Source organism: Enterobacter cloacae complex sp. 2021EL-01169 (assembly GCF_020733125.1).
Taxonomy (GTDB): Bacteria; Pseudomonadota; Gammaproteobacteria; order Enterobacterales; family Enterobacteriaceae; genus Enterobacter; species Enterobacter roggenkampii.
In genome coordinates this window covers 447,457-467,254 of record NZ_JAJFTC010000001.1, presented here as the reverse complement: position 1 = coordinate 467,254, position 19,798 = coordinate 447,457, and the positions used below count along the sequence as shown (strand labels likewise).

The 19,798-nt window shown below is 58.2% G+C and carries 19 protein-coding genes; 8 read left to right on the top strand and 11 right to left on the bottom strand.

Translation table 11 applies throughout. From position 1 onward, the window contains the following. Positions 1–142: 142 nt before the first annotated feature. Together LLF79_RS02125 and LLF79_RS02120 are read left to right on the top strand one after the other, a co-directional pair. Positions 143–475 (top strand): RcnB family protein, encoded by a 333-nt coding sequence (locus LLF79_RS02125; RefSeq protein ID WP_008500887.1) that lies wholly within the window; start codon positions 143–145, stop codon positions 473–475. After that, on the top strand, positions 420–905 hold the full coding sequence (locus tag LLF79_RS02120; protein ID WP_227879040.1) for a GNAT family N-acetyltransferase: 486 nt from the start codon (positions 420–422) through the stop codon (positions 903–905). Before LLF79_RS02125 ends, LLF79_RS02120 begins: the two co-directional genes overlap by 56 nt. 92 nt (positions 906–997) lie before the next feature. Here the strand turns inward: LLF79_RS02120 and apbC are convergent, their stop codons facing one another. Beyond that, positions 998–2,107 carry an iron-sulfur cluster carrier protein ApbC gene (gene apbC / locus LLF79_RS02115; protein ID WP_008500889.1) on the bottom strand — a complete coding sequence of 370 codons (1,110 nt, stop codon included), beginning with the start codon at positions 2,105–2,107 and terminating at the stop codon, positions 998–1,000. Between the two features lie 137 nt (positions 2,108–2,244). Between apbC and metG the strand changes: the two genes are divergently transcribed. Beyond that, the gene (gene metG, locus LLF79_RS02110; protein ID WP_032663202.1) at positions 2,245–4,278 is read left to right on the top strand and encodes a methionine--tRNA ligase; all 2,034 of its coding nucleotides are present in this window, start codon (positions 2,245–2,247) and stop codon (positions 4,276–4,278) included. A gap of 111 nt (positions 4,279–4,389) precedes the next feature. On the opposite strand, the gene LLF79_RS02105 is transcribed toward metG, so the two are convergent. From LLF79_RS02105 to LLF79_RS02095, 3 genes are read right to left on the bottom strand one after another with little or no spacing between them, the layout of a single operon-like run. After that, on the bottom strand, positions 4,390–4,860 hold the full coding sequence (locus LLF79_RS02105) for a DUF1456 family protein (protein ID WP_008500891.1): 471 nt from the start codon (positions 4,858–4,860) through the stop codon (positions 4,390–4,392). A gap of 46 nt (positions 4,861–4,906) precedes the next feature. After that, positions 4,907–5,626: a two-component system response regulator BtsR gene (gene btsR, locus LLF79_RS02100; RefSeq protein ID WP_227879039.1), complete on the bottom strand. Its 720-nt coding sequence runs from the start codon at positions 5,624–5,626 to the stop codon at positions 4,907–4,909. Continuing rightward, positions 5,620–7,305 carry a sensor histidine kinase gene (locus LLF79_RS02095; RefSeq protein WP_032622865.1) on the bottom strand — a complete coding sequence of 562 codons (1,686 nt, stop codon included), beginning with the start codon at positions 7,303–7,305 and terminating at the stop codon, positions 5,620–5,622. Before LLF79_RS02095 ends, btsR begins: the two co-directional genes overlap by 7 nt. Before the next feature lie 218 nt (positions 7,306–7,523). Here LLF79_RS02095 and mlrA point away from each other — a divergent pair, with 218 nt between their 5' ends. Together mlrA and LLF79_RS02085 are read left to right on the top strand one after the other, a co-directional pair. After that, a complete protein-coding gene (gene mlrA, locus LLF79_RS02090; protein WP_008500894.1) occupies positions 7,524–8,264 on the top strand; it encodes an HTH-type transcriptional regulator MlrA in 741 nt (246 codons plus the stop codon). Positions 8,265–8,333: 69 nt separating this feature from the next. Beyond that, positions 8,334–8,447, top strand: coding sequence for a protein YohO (locus LLF79_RS02085; protein ID WP_008500895.1), 114 nt, complete (start codon positions 8,334–8,336; stop codon positions 8,445–8,447). Here the strand turns inward: LLF79_RS02085 and LLF79_RS02080 are convergent. From LLF79_RS02080 to bglX, 5 genes are all read right to left on the bottom strand, one after another. Beyond that, positions 8,422–9,159, bottom strand: a complete 738-nt coding sequence (locus LLF79_RS02080) for an ABC transporter permease (RefSeq protein ID WP_023344535.1) — start codon at positions 9,157–9,159, stop codon at positions 8,422–8,424. The genes LLF79_RS02085 and LLF79_RS02080 overlap by 26 nt on opposite strands. Then, positions 9,143–10,093 (bottom strand): ABC transporter ATP-binding protein, encoded by a 951-nt coding sequence (locus LLF79_RS02075; RefSeq protein ID WP_021241488.1) that lies wholly within the window; start codon positions 10,091–10,093, stop codon positions 9,143–9,145. Before LLF79_RS02075 ends, LLF79_RS02080 begins: the two co-directional genes overlap by 17 nt. After that, positions 10,086–11,243 (bottom strand): ABC transporter permease, encoded by a 1,158-nt coding sequence (locus LLF79_RS02070; RefSeq protein WP_227879038.1) that lies wholly within the window; start codon positions 11,241–11,243, stop codon positions 10,086–10,088. The genes LLF79_RS02075 and LLF79_RS02070 overlap by 8 nt, the downstream gene beginning before the upstream one ends. Before the next feature lie 12 nt (positions 11,244–11,255). Then, positions 11,256–12,173, bottom strand: coding sequence for an ABC transporter substrate-binding protein (locus tag LLF79_RS02065; RefSeq protein WP_021241490.1), 918 nt, complete (start codon positions 12,171–12,173; stop codon positions 11,256–11,258). A gap of 147 nt (positions 12,174–12,320) precedes the next feature. Continuing rightward, entirely contained in the window at positions 12,321–14,618 is a 2,298-nt protein-coding gene (gene bglX, locus LLF79_RS02060; RefSeq protein WP_070534213.1) for a beta-glucosidase BglX, read from the bottom strand. A gap of 189 nt (positions 14,619–14,807) precedes the next feature. Here bglX and dld point away from each other — a divergent pair, with 189 nt between their 5' ends. Both dld and LLF79_RS02050 read left to right on the top strand, forming a co-directional pair. Next, the gene (dld, locus tag LLF79_RS02055; protein ID WP_213802380.1) at positions 14,808–16,556 is read left to right on the top strand and encodes a D-lactate dehydrogenase; all 1,749 of its coding nucleotides are present in this window, start codon (positions 14,808–14,810) and stop codon (positions 16,554–16,556) included. A gap of 112 nt (positions 16,557–16,668) precedes the next feature. After that, the gene (locus tag LLF79_RS02050; protein ID WP_008500902.1) at positions 16,669–17,223 is read left to right on the top strand and encodes a GNAT family N-acetyltransferase; all 555 of its coding nucleotides are present in this window, start codon (positions 16,669–16,671) and stop codon (positions 17,221–17,223) included. Between the two features lie 84 nt (positions 17,224–17,307). Here the strand turns inward: LLF79_RS02050 and pbpG are convergent, their stop codons facing one another. Together pbpG and LLF79_RS02040 are read right to left on the bottom strand one after the other, a co-directional pair. Next, positions 17,308–18,231, bottom strand: coding sequence for a D-alanyl-D-alanine endopeptidase (gene pbpG, locus LLF79_RS02045; protein WP_023293820.1), 924 nt, complete (start codon positions 18,229–18,231; stop codon positions 17,308–17,310). A 167-nt stretch (positions 18,232–18,398) separates the two neighbouring features. After that, complete coding sequence (locus LLF79_RS02040) at positions 18,399–18,986, bottom strand: Yip1 family protein (protein WP_008500904.1); 588 nt, start codon at positions 18,984–18,986, stop codon at positions 18,399–18,401. 157 nt (positions 18,987–19,143) lie between these two features. Between LLF79_RS02040 and LLF79_RS02035 the strand changes: the two genes are divergently transcribed. Beyond that, positions 19,144–19,716, top strand: a complete 573-nt coding sequence (locus LLF79_RS02035) for a DedA family protein (RefSeq protein ID WP_008500905.1) — start codon at positions 19,144–19,146, stop codon at positions 19,714–19,716. The last annotated feature ends 82 nt before the right edge of the window (positions 19,717–19,798 follow it).

The following is a 19,798-nucleotide window of genomic DNA, read 5'->3' as shown; positions in this document are numbered from 1 at the left end:
GCAATTGGGCTACACAAAACCGTCCACTTTTGTTACATTTTTTTTCAAACATACCCTGCGTTGATACTTAAAATGGACTGTCTGCTTCGCTTTCGACGTCCCGCAGACGAAAAGTATCTGTAACGATATCACTGGAGAAAAAATGGCTAAGCGTAAACTGCTGCTTCTGGGTGTATTACTGTCTCTGGCGGGATCCGCATTCTCTGCCCCGCAAACGGCCGCTGCACCCTCCGGCATCAAGGCCTATGAAGAACAAGAGTTCATCGCTGACTTCACGAAATTCAAGATTGGCGACACGGCGCCGGCGCAGTATCAAACGCCGGAGTACACCATCAAACAGTACCAGCTGCGTAACCTGCCGGCTCCGGATGCCGGAACCCACTGGACCTACATGGGCGAGAACTACGTGCTGATCGGCGATGCGGACGGCAAAATCTACAAAGCCTATAACGGAGATATTTTCTATCACCGCTAAGACCATTCTGATCCGCCCCTGGCAGGAAAGCGATCGTCCTTTCCTGCGCACGCTCTTTCTCCACGCCCGGCGTGAGGCCTGGCCATGGCTGGACAGCTCAGACTGGCAGCTGGAAGACTTTGACGCGGCCACCCGTGACGAAGTGATTTGGGTTGCCACGCAGAAAGGCCATCGCCTGGGCTTTGCCTCCGTCTGGGCGAACGATAATTTTCTGCACAACCTCTTTGTTGACCCGCAGTATCAAAGCCACGGCGTCGGGAAAATGCTTCTGGAACAGGTGCAGAAGACGTTTACCAGTACAGGTTCGCTTAAGTGTCTGGTGAAGAATGCGCGGGCTGTCGCGTTTTACCAGCGGCACGGCTGGCACATTGAGGCGACGGGGGATTCTCCGGAGGGAGAGTATTATTTGATGCACTATCGGCTTGGGTAAAGTCAGGTGGCGCTTCGCTTACCTGACCTACAAAACCGTATTTCGTAGGCCGGGTAAGGCGAAGCCGCCACCCGGCACTAAGCGAAGAGGTATTACACCGCGCGGAACGCGATTTCGCCCGGGATGACTTCGCCCTGCCAGTAAAGCTGCGCCGCAACGCGTCCCGCCAGCTGACGATACATCTCTGCAAATTCGCTATCCGGACGGCTGACGACCGTCGGCTTGCCGCTGTCCAGATCTTCACGCAGGGTAATGTGCAGCGGCATCTGTCCCAGCAGTTGGGTGTGATACTTCGCAGCCAGTTTTTCTGCTCCGCCCGTACCGAAGATAGGTTCGTGGTGACCGCAGTTGCTGCAGATGTGCATGCTCATGTTCTCAACGATACCGAGCACCGGCACTTCCACCTTCTCGAACATCACAATGCCTTTTTTGGCGTCGATCAGCGCGATATCCTGCGGCGTGGTCACCACAACGGCACCCGTCACCGGAATGTTCTGCGCCAGCGTGAGCTGGATGTCACCGGTCCCCGGCGGCATGTCCAGCACCAGATAATCCAGATCCGGCCACATCGTCTCCTGCAGCATCTGCAGCAGCGCTTTGCTGGCCATCGGGCCGCGCCAGACCATGGCGTTATCGTCAGTCACCAGGTAACCGATGGAGTTGGTCGCGAGACCGTGCGCCATGATCGGCGCCATGTGGGTCCCATCGGGCGAGGTTGGACGCTGGTTTTCCGCGCCCAGCATGTTTGGAATAGACGGGCCGTAGATGTCGGCATCAAGAATACCGACCTTTGCCCCTTCCGCTGCCAGCGCCAGCGCCAGGTTTACGGCAGTAGAGGATTTCCCCACCCCGCCCTTGCCCGAGCTGACGGCAATGATGTTTTTCACGCCGTTGACGCCAGGCTGGTTTTTCACGCGCTTCAGCGTGGCGATGCTGTGGCTCAGCTTCCAGTCGATCGCCTTCGCGCCGGTAATGCGCAGCAGCTCGGCGCTGGTCTGCTCTTTCAGCGCGTCAAAGGCGCTGGTCCAGACGAACGGCATCTGCAGCTCAACGTGCAGCGTGTCGTCCAGCCAGGCAACGTGGTGTAACGCTTTCAGCGTAGTGAGATTGTGCTTCAGGGTTGGATGCTGAAAGTTAGCCAGCGTCCCGGCGACCATTGCTCGTAAGGCTTCCGGTGATTTGGCCTGGGATTGAGAACTCATCCCGACTCCTTTGTTCTTGTGAATAAGACCTTAGATGAACAAGTTTACCTGAAAGGCCGTGGTTTGTGCTTACTTAATAATGCCCCTTTTGGTAATATCAAAAACCCTTTTCACAGTTAAAAGAAGTAATGCCTACTATGACTCAAGTCGCGAAGAAAATTCTGGTAACGTGCGCACTGCCGTACGCCAACGGCTCAATCCACCTCGGCCACATGCTGGAGCATATCCAGGCTGATGTCTGGGTCCGTTACCAGCGAATGCGCGGCCACGAGGTTAACTTCATCTGTGCGGACGATGCCCACGGCACGCCGATCATGCTGAAAGCGCAGCAGCTGGGGATCTCCCCGGAGCAGATGATTGCCGAAATGAGTCAGGAGCATCAGACCGATTTTGCTGGCTTTGACATCAGCTATGACAACTATCACTCCACGCACAGCGACGAAAACCGCGAGCTGTCGGAGCTGATCTACACCCGTCTGAAAGAGAACGGTTTTATCAAAAACCGCACCATCTCTCAGCTGTACGATCCGGAAAAAGGCATGTTCCTGCCGGACCGCTTCGTCAAAGGCACCTGTCCGAAATGTAAATCCCCGGACCAGTACGGCGATAACTGCGAAGTGTGCGGCGCGACCTACAGCCCGACCGAGCTTATCGAGCCGAAATCCGTGGTTTCCGGCGCCACGCCTGTGATGCGTGACTCCGAGCACTTCTTCTTCGACCTGCCGTCCTTCAGCGAAATGCTGCAGGCATGGACCCGCAGCGGCGCGCTGCAGGAGCAGGTAGCGAACAAGATGCAGGAGTGGTTCGAATCCGGCCTGCAGCAGTGGGATATCTCCCGCGATGCGCCGTACTTTGGCTTCGAAATCCCGAACGCGCCGGGCAAATACTTCTACGTCTGGCTGGACGCGCCAATCGGCTACATGGGCTCTTTCAAGAACCTGTGCGACAAGCGTGGCGACACCGTCAGCTTCGACGAATACTGGAAGAAAGACTCTACCGCCGAGCTGTACCACTTCATCGGTAAAGACATCGTTTACTTCCACAGCCTGTTCTGGCCGGCCATGCTGGAAGGCAGCAACTTCCGCAAGCCAACCAACCTGTTTGTTCACGGCTACGTGACGGTGAACGGCGCCAAGATGTCCAAGTCCCGCGGGACGTTCATCAAGGCCAGCACCTGGCTGAACCACTTCGACGCGGACAGCCTTCGCTACTACTACACCGCGAAGCTCTCTTCCCGCATCGACGATATCGACCTGAACCTGGAAGATTTTGTGCAGCGCGTGAACGCGGACATCGTGAACAAGGTGGTGAACCTGGCGTCCCGTAACGCGGGCTTTATTGCCAAGCGCTTTGACGGCGTGCTTTCTGCCGAACTGGCCGATCCTGAGCTGTATAAAACCTTCACCGATGCCGCCGCTGCGGTTGGCGAAGCCTGGGAAAGCCGTGAATTCGGTAAAGCGATTCGCGAAATCATGGCGCTGGCCGATGTTGCCAACCGCTATGTGGACGAGCAGGCTCCGTGGGTGGTCGCGAAACAGGAAGGCCGTGACGCCGACCTGCAGGCGATCTGCACCATGGGTCTGAACATGTTCCGCGTGCTGATGACCTGGCTGAAGCCGGTTCTGCCGCAGCTGGCAGCCCGCGCTGAAGCGTTCCTGAACACCGAACTGACCTGGGATGCTATTCAGCAGCCGCTGCTCGGTCACAAGGTCAACACCTTCAAAGCGCTGTACAACCGCATCGAGATGAAGCAGGTTGAAGCCCTGGTAGAAGCATCCAAAGAAGAAGTGAAGGCGGCTGCGGCACCGGTCACCGGCCCGCTGGCGGACGATCCGATTCAGGAAACCATTACCTTTGACGATTTCGCCAAAGTCGACCTGCGCGTGGCGCTGATCGAGAACGCGGAGTTTGTGGACGGCTCTGACAAGCTGCTGCGCCTGACGCTGGATCTGGGCGGCGAGAAGCGCAACGTCTTCTCCGGCATCCGTTCTGCCTATCCGGACCCGCAGGTGCTGATCGGCCGTCAGACCGTGATGGTCGCCAACCTGGCGCCGCGCAAAATGCGCTTCGGCATCTCTGAGGGGATGGTGATGGCCGCAGGCCCTGGCGGGAAAGATATCTTCCTGTTAAGCCCTGACGAAGGCGCGAAGCCTGGCCAGCAGGTGAAATAACAAAAAAGCCGGAGATTATCTCCGGCTTTTTTGTTGCCCGGCGGCGCTACGCCTGCACGGGCCTACGGGTTTTGTAGGCCGGGTAAGGCGAAGCCGCCACCCGGCTAAACATCACGCCTTCGGGTGATGCACCCGGTGGGTCAGCCCGCGCAGGAAATTACGCAGGAACTGGTCGCCGCACTCGCGGTAGTTTTTATGATCCGGCGCGCGCATCATGGCGGTCACTTCCGGCACGGATACGCGGAATTTTTGCTCGGTCATGATCGCCACGATATCGTCCGTTTTCAGCGAGAACGCGATACGCAGCTTTTTCAGCACCGTGTTGTTGTTCACCCGACGCTCCAGCGCCAGCTCTGGCGCGGCCGGATCTTTGCCGCGCTTATCGTAAATCAGGCCGTTCAGGAAGCCCGACAGAATGATATCAGGACAGCGGACAAACCCCTCTTCGTCTTCTTTGGTCATCCACGTGTCAAAACTCGCAGACGTGGATTCCATGTCGGACAGCGCAAGAATGCGCACCATGTCGTTATTGTTCGCTTTCAGGGTGTAGCGCAGGCTACGAAGAATATCGTTACTTAGCATAGAGCCTTCGAATGTCGATGATGCAATGGCGCGCAGTGTACCAGCTTTACAGCCCAATCGCCTCTTTCAAACTCTTCAGGTAGCGGCGGCTGACCGGGACGGTTTGCCCGGCGCGCAGCACCAGCTCGGCCTGGCCGTTATCTTCCAGGCGGATCTCCTTCAGATGCGCCATATTCACCAGGTACTGGCGGTGACAGCGAATCAGCGGCGTGCGGCTCTCCAGCGTGCGCAGGGTCAGCTCGGTAAACCCTTCGTTCCCTTCCGCGCTGGTAACAAATACCCCGCTCAGGCGGCTGCTGACAAAGGCCACATCATCCATCTGCAGAAGATAGATCCGGCTGTGCCCGGTGCAGGGGATAAACTTCAGCGGCTGCTGGTTCTCCGCCAGCAGCGTGACGTCCTGCACGATGCGCTCCTGGCGTAAACGGGTGAGCGTTTTATCCAGACGCTTCTCTTCAATCGGCTTGAGTAAATAATCAAACGCATGCTCCTCAAAGGCCTTAACGGCATATTCGTCGAACGCCGTCAGAAACACGATGTAGGGGCGATGTTCCGGGTCAAGCATGCCGACCATCTCCAGCCCGCTGATGCGGGGCATCTGAATATCGAGGAACAGCACGTCCGGGCGCAGCTTGTGCACCGCGCCGATAGCCTCAATGGCGTTCGCGCACTCCCCCACAATCTCAATATCCGGCTGCTCCTGCAGCAGAACGCGCAGGTTTTCCCGTGCCAGCGGCTCGTCATCCACAATCAGCACTCTTAACATGCGTTTTCCTCCAGCGGCAGTCGTAGGGTAATACGGGTAAATCGGTCGGGCTCGCAGGCGACGGTAATGCCACAGTCATCGCCAAAATGGGCGCGCAGGCGTTTATCCACCAGGCTCATCCCTAAACCGCCGGAGGCGGAAGGCTGATAAAGCCCGGCATTATCTTCAATATCCAGCACCAGGTGATGGTTGAATCGGCTGGCGGCAATGGTTATCTCCCCCCTTCCCAGCAGCTGCGATGTACCGTGCTTAATGGCGTTTTCGACAATCGGCTGCAGGGTAAAGGCCGGAAGATGCTGATACGCCAGCTCGTCCGGCACGGAGAGCGACACCTGCAGACGCGACTGGAAACGCGCCTGCTCAATCTGCAGATAGGCATTCACGTGCTCAATCTCATCGGCGAGGGTCACGATCTCCGACGGCCGCTTCAGGTTCTTGCGGAAAAAGGTCGACAGAAACTGCACCAGCTGCGCGGCCTGATCGCTGTCGCGGCGGATCACCGCTTTAAGCGTATTGAGGGCGTTGAACAGGAAATGCGGATTGACCTGCGCATGTAGCAGCTTAATCTCCGACTGCGTCAGCAGGGCTTTCTGCCGCTCATACTGCCCGGCGAGGATTTGCGCGGACAGCAGCTGGGCGATCCCCTCCCCCAGCGTGCGGTTGATGGAGCTGAACAGACGGTTTTTCGCCTCATACAGCTTGATGGTGCCCATCACCCGCTGATTCTCGCCGCGAAGCGGAATCACCAGCGTGGAGCCCAGCTTGCACTGGGGATGCAGCGAACAGCGGTAAGGCACTTCGTTACCGTCGGCATACACCACCTCGCCGGTTTCGATGGCGCGCAGCGTATAGGCTGAGGAGATCGGTTTGCCCGGCAGATGGTGATCGTCGCCCGTACCGGTAAAAGCCAGCAGCTTTTCCCGATCGGTTATCGCCACCGCGCCGATATCCAGCTCCTTGTAGAGCACCTGGGCCACCTTCATGCTGTTCTCTTCGTTGAACCCCTGGCGCAGGATCCCTTCGGTCGAGGCGGCAACCTTCAGCGCCGTGGCGGAAAAGGCCGAGGTGTACTTCTCAAACATGGCGCGCTTGTCGAGCAGAATGCGCATAAACAGCGCCGCGCCCACGGTATTGGTCACCATCATCGGAGCGGCAATGCTGCTGACCAGGTGCAGCGCATCCTCAAACGGACGGGCAATCAGCAGAATGATCGCCATCTGCGCCATTTCAGCCACAAAGGTAATGGCTCCGGCGGTGAGCGGGCTGAAAACTTTATCCGGGCGACCGCGCTTGATCATATAGCTGTGCACCAGGCCGCCGAGAAGCCCTTCAACGATCGTGGAGATCATACAGCTCAGCGCCGTCATCCCGCCCATGGAATAGCGATGCAGCCCCCCGGTTAAACCGACAAGCCCCCCGACGACGGGACCGCCGAGCAGCCCGCCCATCACCGCGCCGATAGCGCGCGTATTGGCAATAGAGTCTTCGATATGAAGACCAAACCAGGTCCCCATAATGCAGAATATGGAAAATACGACGTAGCAGAGGAATTTGTGCGGCAGACGGACGGTGACCTGCATCAGCGGGATAAACAGGCGCGTTTTGCTCATCAGCCAGGCAATGACCAGAAACACACACATCTGCTGAAGCAACAGCAGCACCAGGTTAAACTCGTACATACTCAAAACCGCACACGCTAAAAAACGCGTAACATACACGGATGCGGCTCAACTTTCTTTGAAGCATCCCAAAAAAGCGCAAAATCGTGCCCGTTATCACACCTTTTTCAGAATATCGCATACGCTTCGCATTCTTTGCGCAAAAAACAATCAATTCTTCCTGGTTCGGCAAAGTGGGTCTACAGTTAAGCTGGGGACGCGTAAGCCAGGGGGCGAATATGGCGCTTTACACGATCGGTGAAGTGGCACTCCTTTGTGATATCAATCCCGTTACCCTACGGGCGTGGCAGCGACGGTATGGATTACTCAAACCGCAGAGGACCGACGGTGGGCATCGCCTTTTTAATGATGACGATATCGACCGCATTCGCGAAATCAAAAGCTGGATCGACAACGGCGTGCAGGTTGGGAAAGTGAAGTCCCTGCTGAGCCACGACGACCCGGATACGCAACATCTCTGGCGCGAACAACAGGAAACCCTGCTGCGGCTCCTGCAGGCGGGCAACCTGCAGCGCCTGCGTGGATGGATAAAAGAGCAGGGTCGCGATTACCCGGCGCAGACGCTGATATCCCATCTTTTCATTCCGCTCCGGCGACGCCTGCAGTGCCAGCAGTCCACCCTGCAGGCGCTGCTCAGCATGCTCGACGGCGTGCTGATCAACTACATTGCCGTCTGCCTTGCCTCAGCGAAGAACAAAGCCGGAAAAGATGCGCTGGTGGTGGGCTGGAACGTACACGACACCACCCGCCTGTGGCTGGAAGCGTGGATTGCCACCCAGAAGGGCTGGCGCGTGGATGTTCTGGCGCACTCGCTGGCGCAGCTCAGACCTGAGTTTTTCGACGGCCAGACCCTGCTGGTCTGGTGTGGCGAAGTGCCGTCCGCCTCGCAGCAACAGCTGCTGACGGAATGGCGTGAGAATGGTTACCCGGTCTATTCCCTTGGTCCGGATGAGCCATAACGGCATTTAATGGTTCATTAACACCTGCGCTTCACCGTATAATTGTTCCGTTAACAACAGGAGCACATGATGAAGGCAACCAAACTGGCCATTATTACCCTTTTTGTCCTGATGGCCGTAAGCGGTATCGGCGGCGTGATGCTGGCAGGGTACTCGTTTATTGTTCGCGGCGGTGTCGGCTGAGGTACAGCGCCAGCCGCTCAAAAGCGCGATCGACGACGATTGCCGCCAGCGCAACCAGCAGCGCTCCCTGCACAATATACGCCGTATTAAACCCGCTTAAGCCGATAATGATCGGCGTGCCCAGCGTATTAGCGCCGACTGTCGACGCAATGGTCGCCGTCCCGATGTTAATGATGACCGACGTGCGGATCCCGGCAATGATAACCGGTGCCGCTAGCGGCAGTTCAACCTTGCGCAGCCGCTGACCGCGACTCATCCCCATCCCTTCTGCCACGCTCAGCACGGACGCAGGTACCGCCGCGAGGCCCGCCAGCGTGCCCTGCAGCACCGGCAATACGCCGTACAGAATCAGCGCAATGATGGCAGGCTGTTGGCCAAAGCCCATCACCGGCACCGCTATCGCCAGCACCGCCACCGGGGGAAATGTCTGTCCGATGGCCGCAATCGTCTCCACCAGCGGGCGAAACTCCCGGCCCGCGGGCCGCGTGACCGCGATGCCCGCCCCCACGCCCAGCACAACCGCGATGGCGCTTGAGAGCGCCACCAGCCAGAGATGCGCCAGGGCGAGATTAATGAAGCTCTCCTGCTGATACACCGGCCGCGGCAGCCCGGGAAAGAGACCGTTAAACAGCGCCGCGCTGTGGGGCATCAGAAACAGTAAGCCGACAAAGAGCGCTACCAGCCAGAGAAGCGGATCACGCAGTGCCTTCACGCGTCACCTCCCCGGCCAGCAGATCGCGAAAGTGTAAGGTGCCGCACGGCGCGCCCCGGGCATCAGAAACGGGCAATACTTCGCACTGGCGCGCGACAAACGCGGAGAGCGCATCCCGCAGGCTCATCTGCGCCTGCAGCGGTTCGCCGCTCACCGGCGCCGCCTCCCGACGCATATAGTCGCTCACCGTGCGCAGGGAGAGCAGCCTGACGCCCAACTCGCTGCGGCCAAAAAACTCGCGCACAAAGTCGTTCTTCGGCCAGGTTAACAGCTCAAGCGGCGAGCCCTGCTGCACCACTTCGCCATGATCCATCAGCACCAGATGGTCGGCCAGGCGCAGGGCTTCATCAATATCGTGCGTCACGAGCACGATCGTGCGTCCGAGAATGCGGTGAATGCGGGTCATCTCCGCCTGCAGCGCCCCGCGCGTGACCGGATCCAGCGCGCCGAAGGGTTCATCCATCAGCAGCACCTGCGGGTTGGCCGCCAGCGCACGCGCCACGCCCACGCGCTGCTGTTGCCCGCCGGAAAGCTGGTGCGGATAGCGGTCGCGCAGCGCGGGCTCTAGCCCCAGCAGAGACATTAGCTCATCAACACGTTCGGCGATTTTCGTCCGCGACCATTTCTCCAGCTGCAGCACGGTGGCGATGTTCTGCGCCACCGTCCAGTGCGGAAACAGGCCGATGGACTGAATGGCATAGCCCATCCGACGGCGCAGCTCCAGCACCGGCAGGCTGCGGATCTCTTCTCCGGCAAAGCGGATCAGCCCGCTGTCATGCTCAACCAGCCGGTTGATCATCTTCAGCGTGGTGGACTTGCCCGACCCCGAGGTGCCTATCAGCACGGAAAACGCCCCCTCGGCAAAGTTCAGGTTCAGGTGGCTCGCCGCGGGGCGACCGGCAAAGGTTTTACTGACATCATGAAATTCAATCATTGGCTCTTCTCCCGAGCAGCGCGAGCCATAAGGCAAACAGTGCGTCGACGACCACCGCCAGCGCAATCGTGGGCACCACGCCCAATAACACCAGATCCAGGGCACTGCTCAGCAGCCCCTGGAAGACCAGCGCGCCAAAGCCGCCCGCGCCAATCAGCGCCGCAATCACCGCCATGCCGACGGTCTGAACTGCCACCACCCTCAGGCTGCGCAACAGCAGGGGCAGCGCCAGCGGCAGCTGAATTTTCCAGAAACACTGCCGCGCGCTCATTCCCATCGCATGGGCGCTTTCCAGCACGTCAGGTGCGACCTGACCTAAGCCCGCGACCACGCCGCGTACCAGCGGCAGCAGGGCATACAGCACCAGCGCGATAAGCGCGGGCGTTAATCCCGTTCCGGCTATTCCCAGCATTCCCAGCGCCGGAAACGACTTCACCAGCCCGGCCAGCGGCGCAATCAGCAGGCCAAACAGCGCGACGGAAGGAATGGTCTGGATAACATTGAGCACGGTAAAAACCCCGCCCTGGCGTGAAGGATGGCGATAGCACCACATGCCAAGGGGGATCCCAACCAGAAGCGCCGGAAAGAGCGTACCGAAGAGGATCGTCAAGTGCTGCGCGAGGGCATCATCAAACACCTCCTGACGGTTGGCGTATTCTTTTAACAGCGAGAGGTTGTTCAGCTCACCGCTGAACAGCAGGAGTAAAGGAATACACCATATCTGCGCATTGAGCACCCATCGCCAGACGGCGCTGGGGATGAGTCGACGAATCGCATCGCTGCAGGCCAGCAGGCAGAGCGCCAGCCACAGCCACAGGCCGCTGCCGATAGTGGTTCTCGCCAGCGGACTTTCCGCCGAGGCCATATGCGTCGCCGCCAGCCCAGCGCTCCAGAACAGGAGAATAAACAGCCCTTCAGAGAGAAGCAGCGTCAGCCACTGCGCCGGGCGTCCCTGCCAGAGCGACAGGATCACCCACGCGCCCAGCGCCGCCGCCAGCCACCCCGGCGTAAACGACCAGACCTGCCAGAGCGCTTTTCCCTCCCCCGACATCAGGCGGTTTGGGGCAACGTTGACAAACGGTAACGCGACCGCCGCGATGGCTACGAAGGCCAGCAGCAGCAGGACGCGGTTATGACATTTTATTGGCACAGCCTTTTCCCGTTACTTCACAAGCCCTTGTTGTTTCAGGAAGTCGGCGGCCACTTTTTTGGCATCCAGCCCCTCGACGGCAATGCTGGCATTCAGCTGCTGCAGCGTTTTTTCATCCAGCTTTTCGAAGACCGGTTTGAGCCATTCTGCAATGTCCGGGTACGCTTTCAGCACCGCCTCACGCACCACCGGGGTCGGCGCGTAAATTGGCTGTACGCCTTTTGGATCGGTCAGGGTCTGCAGGCCAAGCGCCGCCACCGGGCCGTCGGTACCGTAGGCCATGGCCGCGTTAACGCCGGAAGTTTGCTGTGCCGCCGCTTTGATGGTCACCGCGGTATCCCCACCCGCCAGCGAGAGCAGCTGCGCCTGGTCGAGCTTGAAGTCGTAGGCTTTTTCAAACGCGGGCAGCGCGTCAGGACGCTCGATAAACTCCGCCGACGCCGCAAGCTTAAAGTCGCCCTTCTCTTTCAGGTAGCGGCTGAGATCCGCCAGGGTAGTCAGCTTCCCTTTCTCCGCCACGTCCTTGCGCACGGCGATAGTCCAGGTATTGTTGGCCGGTGCCGGGGTCAGCCAGACCAGTTTGTTCTGTTCCGCGTCGAGTTTTTTGACTTTCTCATACCCGGCTTTGGCGTTTTTCCATGCCGGATCGTTTTCATCTTTGAAGAAGAATGCGCCGTTGCCGGTGTATTCCGGGTAGATATCCAGCTCGCCGGAGGTAATCGCGCCGCGCACGACGGGCGTGGTGCCGAGCTGGACTTTATTGACCGTTTTCACGCCGTGGCTTTCCAGCACCTGCAAAATGATATTGCCGAGCAGCGCGCCTTCGGTATCGATCTTCGAACCCACTTTTACCGGCTCCGCCGCCTGTAACGGCAGGCTCAGCGCCGCCAGTAACACCGCAGATCCCAACATCCCCTTTGCAATCGTCATTCCGCTATCCTCATTTTTTTGCTGCCTTTTTCAGAGGCTTGAGAGAAAAGCGTAGCTTAAAACGGCGGAATTAACCGTCAAAATGCCTTTTTAGCATAAGGTAAGACGCCTCCCCCGCAGGACGGGGGGAGGCAAAGGAGGGAAAGGTTACAGCAGCTCGAACTCGCCTTTATTCACGCGGGCGGAGTCCATGCCGATAAAGACGTTAAATTTGCCCGGTTCCGCATCGTATTTCATCTGCTGGTTCCAGAACTTCAGCGCATCCACGTCGATCGGGAAGCTGATGGTTTTGGTTTCCCCCGGCTTCAGCGTGACCTTCTCGAAGCCGCGCAGCTGTTTCACCGGACGGCTCATCGACGCGGTGACATCCTGCACGTACATCTGGATCACCGTAGCCCCTTCGCGCTTGCCGGTGTTGGTCACCTCAACGCTGGCGGTGACCTTGCCGTCACGCTTCAGGGTCGGCGCCGACATTTTCACGTCGGAGACCTTGAAAGTGGTGTAGCTCAGGCCGTAACCAAACGGATAGAGCGGGCCGTTAGCTTCGTCGAAGTAGCGAGAGGTGTACTTGTTCGGCTTGTCGGCGTTGTACGGGCGACCGGTATTCAGGTGGCTGTAGTAAACCGGGATCTGCCCGACGGAGCGCGGGAAGGACATCGGCAGCTTGCCCGACGGGTTGTAATCGCCAAACAGCACGTCGGCGATGGCGTTACCGCCTTCGGTACCGGCGAACCAGGTTTCCAGAATGGCGTCAGCCTGCTGGTCTTCCTTCACCAGCGCCAGCGGACGACCGTTCATCAGCACCAGCACCAGCGGCTTGCCGGTGGCTTTCAGGGCGGCGATCAGATCGCGCTGGCTCTGTGGAATGGTGATATCGGTACGGCTGGAGGCTTCGTGCGCCATACCCTGCGCTTCCCCCACGACCGCAACAACGACGTCAGACTGCTTCGCGGCGTTCACCGCTTCGTCAATCATCTCCTTCGGCGTTCGCGGATCGACCTTCACCGCTTCCTCGTACTGGTTGAGGAAGGTCACGATGTCTTTATCGTTGGTGACGTTCGCCCCTTTGGCGTAAACCACTTTGGCGTTTTCACCAACGGCACTCTTGATACCGGTCAGCACGGTCACGGACTGGTCAGCCACGCCCGCGGCAGACCAGCTGCCCATGACGTCGCGCTTGCTGTCGGCCAGCGGACCCACCACGGCAATGGTGCCGGATTTTTTCAGCGGCAGCGTGTCGAGGCGGTTCTTCAGCAGCACCAGGCTTTCGCGCGCGACGTCTCGCGCCTCTTTGCGGTGCAGGCGGCTTTCGGCATTGGTATCTGCCGGGTCGGAGTCTTTCGGACCCAGGTGGCTGTACGGATCGTTAAACAGCCCCATGTCGTATTTCACGTTCAGCACGTGACGGGTGGCATCGTCCAGCTCCGCCATCGTCACCTTGCCGCTCTTCACCAGCCCCGGCAGGTACTTGCTGTAATACTCGTCGCTCATGCTCATGTTGATGCCGGACTTGAGCGCCACGCGCACCGCGTCTTCCGGATCGGAGGCGGTACCGTGTTTGATCAGCTCTTTAATCGCGCCGTGGTCGGAAACGGTGATACCCTTAAAGCCCCACTGGTCGCGCAGCACGTCTTTCAGCAGCCAGGAATCAGAGGTTGCAGGCGTGCCGTTCAGCGAGTTCAGCGCCACCATCACCGCGCCGCTGCCCGCATCCAGCCCTGCCTTGTACGGCGGCATGTAGTCGTTGAACAGGCGCTGCGGGCTCATGTCGACGGTGTTGTACTCTTTACCGCCCTCCACCGCGCCGTAGGCCGCAAAGTGCTTGACGCTGGTCATCACCGAGTAGCGGTCCGCCGGGCTTTTGCCCTGCATCGCTTCCACCATGGTTTTACCCATCGTGGAGGTTAAATACGTATCTTCACCAAAGCCTTCCGAGCCGCGGCCCCAGCGCGGATCGCGCGAGACGTCCACCATGGGCGCCCAGGTCATGTTCAGCCCGTCGTCCGCCGCTTCATAAGCCGACACGCGCCCGACGGTTTTCACTGCGTCGAGGTTAAAGGAAGACGCTAAGCCAAGGCTGATGGGGAAGACGGTACGCTGGCCGTGCACCACGTCGTAGGCAAAGAACAGGGGAATTTTCAGGCGGCTGAGATCCATCACCTGGTCCTGCATCTTGCGGATGTCCTGGCGGGTGACGGTATTAAAGATGGCGCCTACCTGCCCGTCTTTGATCATCTCGCGGATGGCCTCTTTCGGGTTATCCGGGCCGACGCTGATCAGACGCAGCTGGCCGATTTTCTCATCGACCGTCATTTTCTTGAGCAATTCCGTGACAAACGCGTCCCGCGCTTCAGGCGTGAGCGGGTGATTGCCAAACAAATCCTCTGCCAGCGCAGGTTGCAGCGCCAGGCTGACGGCGACACCTACAGAACATAGCCATTTCATGTCGTTTTACTCTCTCATCAATAACCGCCGGACGATCTCGGCCATACCGTGCGAAAAGCGCAGTGTGCCACAAACCCTCCGATCGTTGCAGGGTTATTCTCTGATTTTTCTCGTGAATACTCGACCGCTTAACAGTTAATCGCGCTATGCTTTACAGCGAGAAATTTGCCCCACCACAAGGAGTGGAAGATGTCTTCTGTTCGAACTGACGATAACAAAACTTTTATTAACGAACTGTCGCGCCTGGTTGGCTCCTCTCACCTGCTCACCGACCCGGCTAAAACCGCCCGCTACCGCAAGGGCTTCCGCTCCGGTCAGGGCGAGGCGCTGGCGGTGGTTTTCCCCGGCACGCTGCTGGAGCTGTGGCGCGTCCTGAGCGCCTGCGTCGCCGCCGACAAGATTATTTTAATGCAGGCGGCCAACACCGGCCTGACCGAAGGCTCCACGCCGAACGGCAACGATTACGATCGTGACATCGTGATTATCAGCACCCTGCGCCTCGACAAGCTGCACCTGCTGGATAAAGGCGAGCAGGTGCTCGCGTTCCCCGGCACCACGCTTTACTCCCTCGAGAAAGCGCTTAAGCCGCTGGGCCGCGAACCACACTCGGTGATCGGCTCCTCCTGTATTGGCGCCTCGGTGGTCGGTGGGATCTGCAATAACTCTGGCGGCTCGCTGGTGCAGCGCGGCCCCGCCTATACCGAGATGTCCCTGTTTGCCCGTATTGACGAAAACGGCAAGCTGACGCTGGTGAACCACCTGGGAATCGATCTCGGCGTCACGCCAGAACAGATTCTCAGCAAGCTCGACGACGATCGCGTGAAGGATGAAGATGTGCAGCACGACGGCCGCCACGCGCACGATCACGACTACGTGACCCGCGTGCGGGATATCGACGCCGATACGCCGGCGCGCTACAACGCCGACCCGGACCGCCTGTTTGAATCCTCCGGCTGCGCGGGCAAGCTGGCCGTTTTTGCGGTACGTCTGGACACCTTCCCGGCAGAGAAAAAGCAGCAGGTATTCTACATCGGCACCAACCAGCCTGAGGTTCTGACGGAGATCCGCCGTCATATTCTGGGCGAATTCACCCATCTGCCGGTGGCGGGCGAATACATGCACCGGGACATTTACGACATCGCCGAACGTTACGGCAAAGATACCTTCCTGATGATCGACAAGCTCGGCACCGACAAAATGCCGTTCTTCTTCACCATGAAGGGCCGCACCGACGCGATGCTGGAGAAAGTGTCGCTGTTCAAACCCCACTTCACCGACCGCTTTATGCAGAAGCTGGGCAACGTTTTCCCGGCGCATCTGCCGGAGAGGATGAAAACCTGGCGCGACAAGTACGAACATCACCTGCTGCTGAAAATGGCCGGAGACGGAATTGCCGAAGCGCAGAGCTGGCTGACCGAATTCTTTAAAACGGCCGAAGGGGATTTCTTTGCCTGTACGCCTGAAGAGGGCAGCAAAGCCTTCCTGCACCGCTTTGCCGCCGCAGGGGCCGCCATCCGATATCAGGCGGTACATTCCGAAGAGGTGGAAGATATTCTGGCGCTCGATATCGCCCTGCGGCGTAACGACACCGAGTGGTTTGAACACCTGCCGCCGGAAATCGACAGCAAGCTGGTGCACAAGCTCTATTACGGTCACTTTATGTGCTATGTCTTCCATCAGGATTACATCGTCAAGAAAGGGGTCGATGCACACGAACTGAAGGAGCAGATGCTCGCCCTTCTGCGTGAACGCGGCGCACAATATCCTGCGGAACACAACGTCGGACATCTTTATAAAGCCCCTGACGCACTTAAGCAGTTTTATCGCGAGAATGACCCTACAAACAGCATGAATCCCGGCATCGGTAAAACAACGCGGAAGAAATACTGGAAAGAGAGCGCAGACGTGGAGCAGCACATAACGCAAACGTCTGATTAATTCCTACAGCCAAATTTGAGAGATTGTTAAGCGCTCCTTAATCGTAATAGAGTAACGGCTTATCGCCGGAGAAACGTTTCTCCGGCCTTCGATAACGAGGAGCAGGCACATCATGTCGGCTATTGATGTTTTATCCGAGACCGAGCTGGAAGTGCGCGACGCCCGTCCCGATGATGTGCATGCCATTGCCGCGATCTATGCCTGGCATGTGCTTCACGGGCGCGCGTCATTTGAAGAAGTCCCTCCGACTATTGACGAAATGCGTCATCGCATGAAAAGCGTGGCGGAGAACGGTTTACCGTGGCTTATCGCGCTGTACCGCGGCATTGTGGTGGGCTACTGCTATGCCACCCCTTACCGACCGCGACACGCCTACCGCTATACCCTGGAAGAGTCGATTTACGTGGATGCCAGCATCACCGGGCGCGGTTTTGGCACGGCACTGATGGATGCGCTGATCGCACGCTGCGAGCAAGGGCCGTGGCGGCAGATGATTGCCGTGGTAGGGGATGGCAATAACAATGCCGGCTCGTTACGCCTGCATAAAAAACATGGTTTCGTGATTGTCGGCCAACTGCGCAGCGTAGGCTATAAGAAAGGCGACTGGCGGGATACGGTGATTATGCAGCGTCCGCTCAACGATGGTGACTGGACGCTGCCGGAATAAACGCAAAACGGTAACCTGGGTTACCGTTTTTTTGTGTTTGTAGGCCGGGTAAGGCAAAGCCGCCACCCGGCGCTGACAGACGGCTCAGTCGTTCTGCGCCGTCGCCATCTGCTCCGCTTTCTGCTTTTTATACGTCAATGCCGCGGCCGGGACAGGCTGCACTTTTCCTGTTTCAATCCAGGTACGCAGGCGGCTCGCGTCGGCGAAGTGCGTGTATTTGCCGAAGGCATCCATCACTACCAGCGCCACCGGCTTACCGTTAAATACGGTGCGCATCACCAGACAGTGTCCCGCCGCGTTGGTAAAGCCGGTTTTGGTTAGCTGAATATTCCAGTTATCCCGGTATACCAGATGGTTAGTATTGCGGAACGGCAGCGTATAGGCCGGGTTCGCAAAGGTCGCCATCTCTTCACGGGTGGTACTGAGCTGACCAATCAGCGGGTACTGTTTGCTGGCAATCAGCAGTTTCGTCAGATCGCGCGCCGTGGAGACGTTGTTGATCGACAGACCCGTCGGTTCCACATAGTGCGTATTGTTCATCCCCAGCGCTTTGGCTTTGGCGTTCATCGCGCGGATAAACGCGTCGTAGCCGCCAGGATAGTGGTGCGCCAGGCTCGCCGCCGCGCGGTTTTCAGACGACATCAGCGCCAGCAGCAGCATATTTTTACGGCTGATCTCACTGTTCAGCCGCACGCGGGAGTAGATCCCTTTCATCTCCGGCGTGTGGCTAATATCCACTTTCAGTTTTTCGTCCAGCGGCAGATGGGCATCAAGCACCACCATCGCGGTCATTAATTTGGTAATTGAGGCGATCGGTCGCACCAGGTCCGGATGGCTGGCGTAAATCACCTTATTGGTGTTGAGATCGACAATCATCGCGCTGCCGGACGCAATTTGCGGCTGAGCAGCAGCGGTGGTCACCGCGGGCGTTTTGGCGACGGCCGGTACGACTGCGGACGCACCCAGCAACAGCGCCAGGCTAAGTAAAGAGACTCGGAATTTCAGCATGGTGAGACTTCTGATAATTATTCACGCACGTTATGACGTACACCGCCTGGGTTGTTAGATAAACACAGGCTGGCCTCGGCATCATAGCCGTCAGCGGGCGTTGTCGCCAGAGGATAATCGTGAACGGATGCTGCATTGCTGGCATTTACGCCAGCAATGCAGTGAACTCAGAAGAGACGGTATCCATAACCCCAAAGAATCACCGTCAGTGCCAGTAACGCCTCCAGCACCAGCACCCCGATGGCGAGCGTTGAGCTCGAGAAGCTCAGCCCCTCTTCTTTATTGATATTCAGGAAGGTAGGAACCCCCAGATACAGCAGATAACCGGTGTAAAAGAGGGCAATGGTACCGATCAGCGCGCACAGCCAGACCAGTGGATAGAGCGCAACAATACCGCTTAAGAACAGCGGGGTCGCGACATACCCGGCAAAGACCATACAGTGCGCCAGCGATGGACGCTGCGGATAGTTACGCGCCATCCAGTGAATGACGCGCCCCATGACCGCCACCCCCGCCAGCATCAGGCCATAAAAGATGATGGCAAGATAGAGTCCGGTAAACCAGGAAAGCTGAACCACGGTGCCGTCACCGAAGTTCCAGCCGATTTGTGTCGTTCCGATAAAAGCGCATATTACCGGCACCGCGGCCATCAGCAGCACGTGGTGCGTGTAATGATGCGAGACCGTTTCGTTCTCACTTTTAATGACATGCATTTCACGATCGGGATGGGAGAAAAGTCCCCAGACATGGTTCATAGCGCCCCCTTGTTGTCGGCCCGTCAGCGATACCTTAAGTATAATGCAGGCTTTAGATTATTTTATGTACAGTGGGAAATTTCCGTTGATTTCCCCGCCGTTGATTCAAGGGGTATATGATTAAACGAGGCACGCAGAGGGAGAAAACCGTTACGTAATGGATATTAACGCACTCATTGAGCAATATGGCTATGCCGCGCTGGTCATCGGCAGCGTGGCAGAAGGTGAAACCATCACGCTGTTAGGGGGCGTCGCCGCGCATCAGGGGTTACTGAAGTTCCCGCTGGTTGTTGCAGCGGTCGCGCTGGGCGGGATGATAGGCGATCAGCTGCTCTACTTTCTGGGGCTGCGCTTTGGGCCCACGCTGCTCAAGCGTTTCGCAAAGCATCAGAAGAAAATCCGCCGCGCTCAGCGGCTCATTCAACGTCATCCCTACCTGTTCGTTATTGGCACGCGCTTTATGTATGGCTTTCGCATTATCGGGCCGATACTGATTGGCGCCAGCCATCTGCCGCCCAAAATTTTTCTGCCGCTCAATATTGTGGGCGCGATTGCCTGGGCGCTGATCTTTACGACGCTCGGTTATGTAGGGGGCGAAGTGATTGCGCCCTGGCTGCATAATCTCGACCAGCACCTGAAGCACTGGGCGTGGTTGATTCTGGTGGTTGTGGCGGTGATTGCGGTGCGACTGTGGCTGAAGCACCGTGAAAAGACGCGGGATGAGGAGTGAGTACGGCCTGATGCCCTCACCCTAACCCTCTCCCACAGGGAGAGGGAACTAAAAATACCCTCTCTCACAGGGAGAGGGGAAT

Excerpts from the sequence above, each read along its gene's own strand:
- LLF79_RS02075 (WP_021241488.1), bottom strand. The coding sequence starts at position 10,093 with ATGATTGAATTTCATGATGTCAGTAAAACCTTTGCCGGTCGCCCCGCG.
- dld (WP_213802380.1), top strand. The coding sequence starts at position 14,808 with ATGTCTTCTGTTCGAACTGACGATAACAAAACTTTTATTAACGAACTG.
- mlrA (WP_008500894.1), top strand. The coding sequence starts at position 7,524 with ATGGCGCTTTACACGATCGGTGAAGTGGCACTCCTTTGTGATATCAAT.
- LLF79_RS02050 (WP_008500902.1), top strand. The coding sequence starts at position 16,669 with ATGTCGGCTATTGATGTTTTATCCGAGACCGAGCTGGAAGTGCGCGAC.
- LLF79_RS02095 (WP_032622865.1), bottom strand. The coding sequence starts at position 7,305 with ATGTACGAGTTTAACCTGGTGCTGCTGTTGCTTCAGCAGATGTGTGTG.
- LLF79_RS02035 (WP_008500905.1), top strand. The coding sequence starts at position 19,144 with ATGGATATTAACGCACTCATTGAGCAATATGGCTATGCCGCGCTGGTC.
- LLF79_RS02120 (WP_227879040.1), top strand. The coding sequence starts at position 420 with ATGCGGACGGCAAAATCTACAAAGCCTATAACGGAGATATTTTCTATC.
- LLF79_RS02085 (WP_008500895.1), top strand. The coding sequence starts at position 8,334 with ATGAAGGCAACCAAACTGGCCATTATTACCCTTTTTGTCCTGATGGCC.
- metG (WP_032663202.1), top strand. The coding sequence starts at position 2,245 with ATGACTCAAGTCGCGAAGAAAATTCTGGTAACGTGCGCACTGCCGTAC.
- bglX (WP_070534213.1), bottom strand. The coding sequence starts at position 14,618 with ATGAAATGGCTATGTTCTGTAGGTGTCGCCGTCAGCCTGGCGCTGCAA.
- pbpG (WP_023293820.1), bottom strand. The coding sequence starts at position 18,231 with ATGCTGAAATTCCGAGTCTCTTTACTTAGCCTGGCGCTGTTGCTGGGT.
- apbC (WP_008500889.1), bottom strand. The coding sequence starts at position 2,107 with ATGAGTTCTCAATCCCAGGCCAAATCACCGGAAGCCTTACGAGCAATG.
- LLF79_RS02065 (WP_021241490.1), bottom strand. The coding sequence starts at position 12,173 with ATGACGATTGCAAAGGGGATGTTGGGATCTGCGGTGTTACTGGCGGCG.
- LLF79_RS02125 (WP_008500887.1), top strand. The coding sequence starts at position 143 with ATGGCTAAGCGTAAACTGCTGCTTCTGGGTGTATTACTGTCTCTGGCG.
- LLF79_RS02105 (WP_008500891.1), bottom strand. The coding sequence starts at position 4,860 with ATGCTAAGTAACGATATTCTTCGTAGCCTGCGCTACACCCTGAAAGCG.
- LLF79_RS02040 (WP_008500904.1), bottom strand. The coding sequence starts at position 18,986 with ATGAACCATGTCTGGGGACTTTTCTCCCATCCCGATCGTGAAATGCAT.
- btsR (WP_227879039.1), bottom strand. The coding sequence starts at position 5,626 with ATGTTAAGAGTGCTGATTGTGGATGACGAGCCGCTGGCACGGGAAAAC.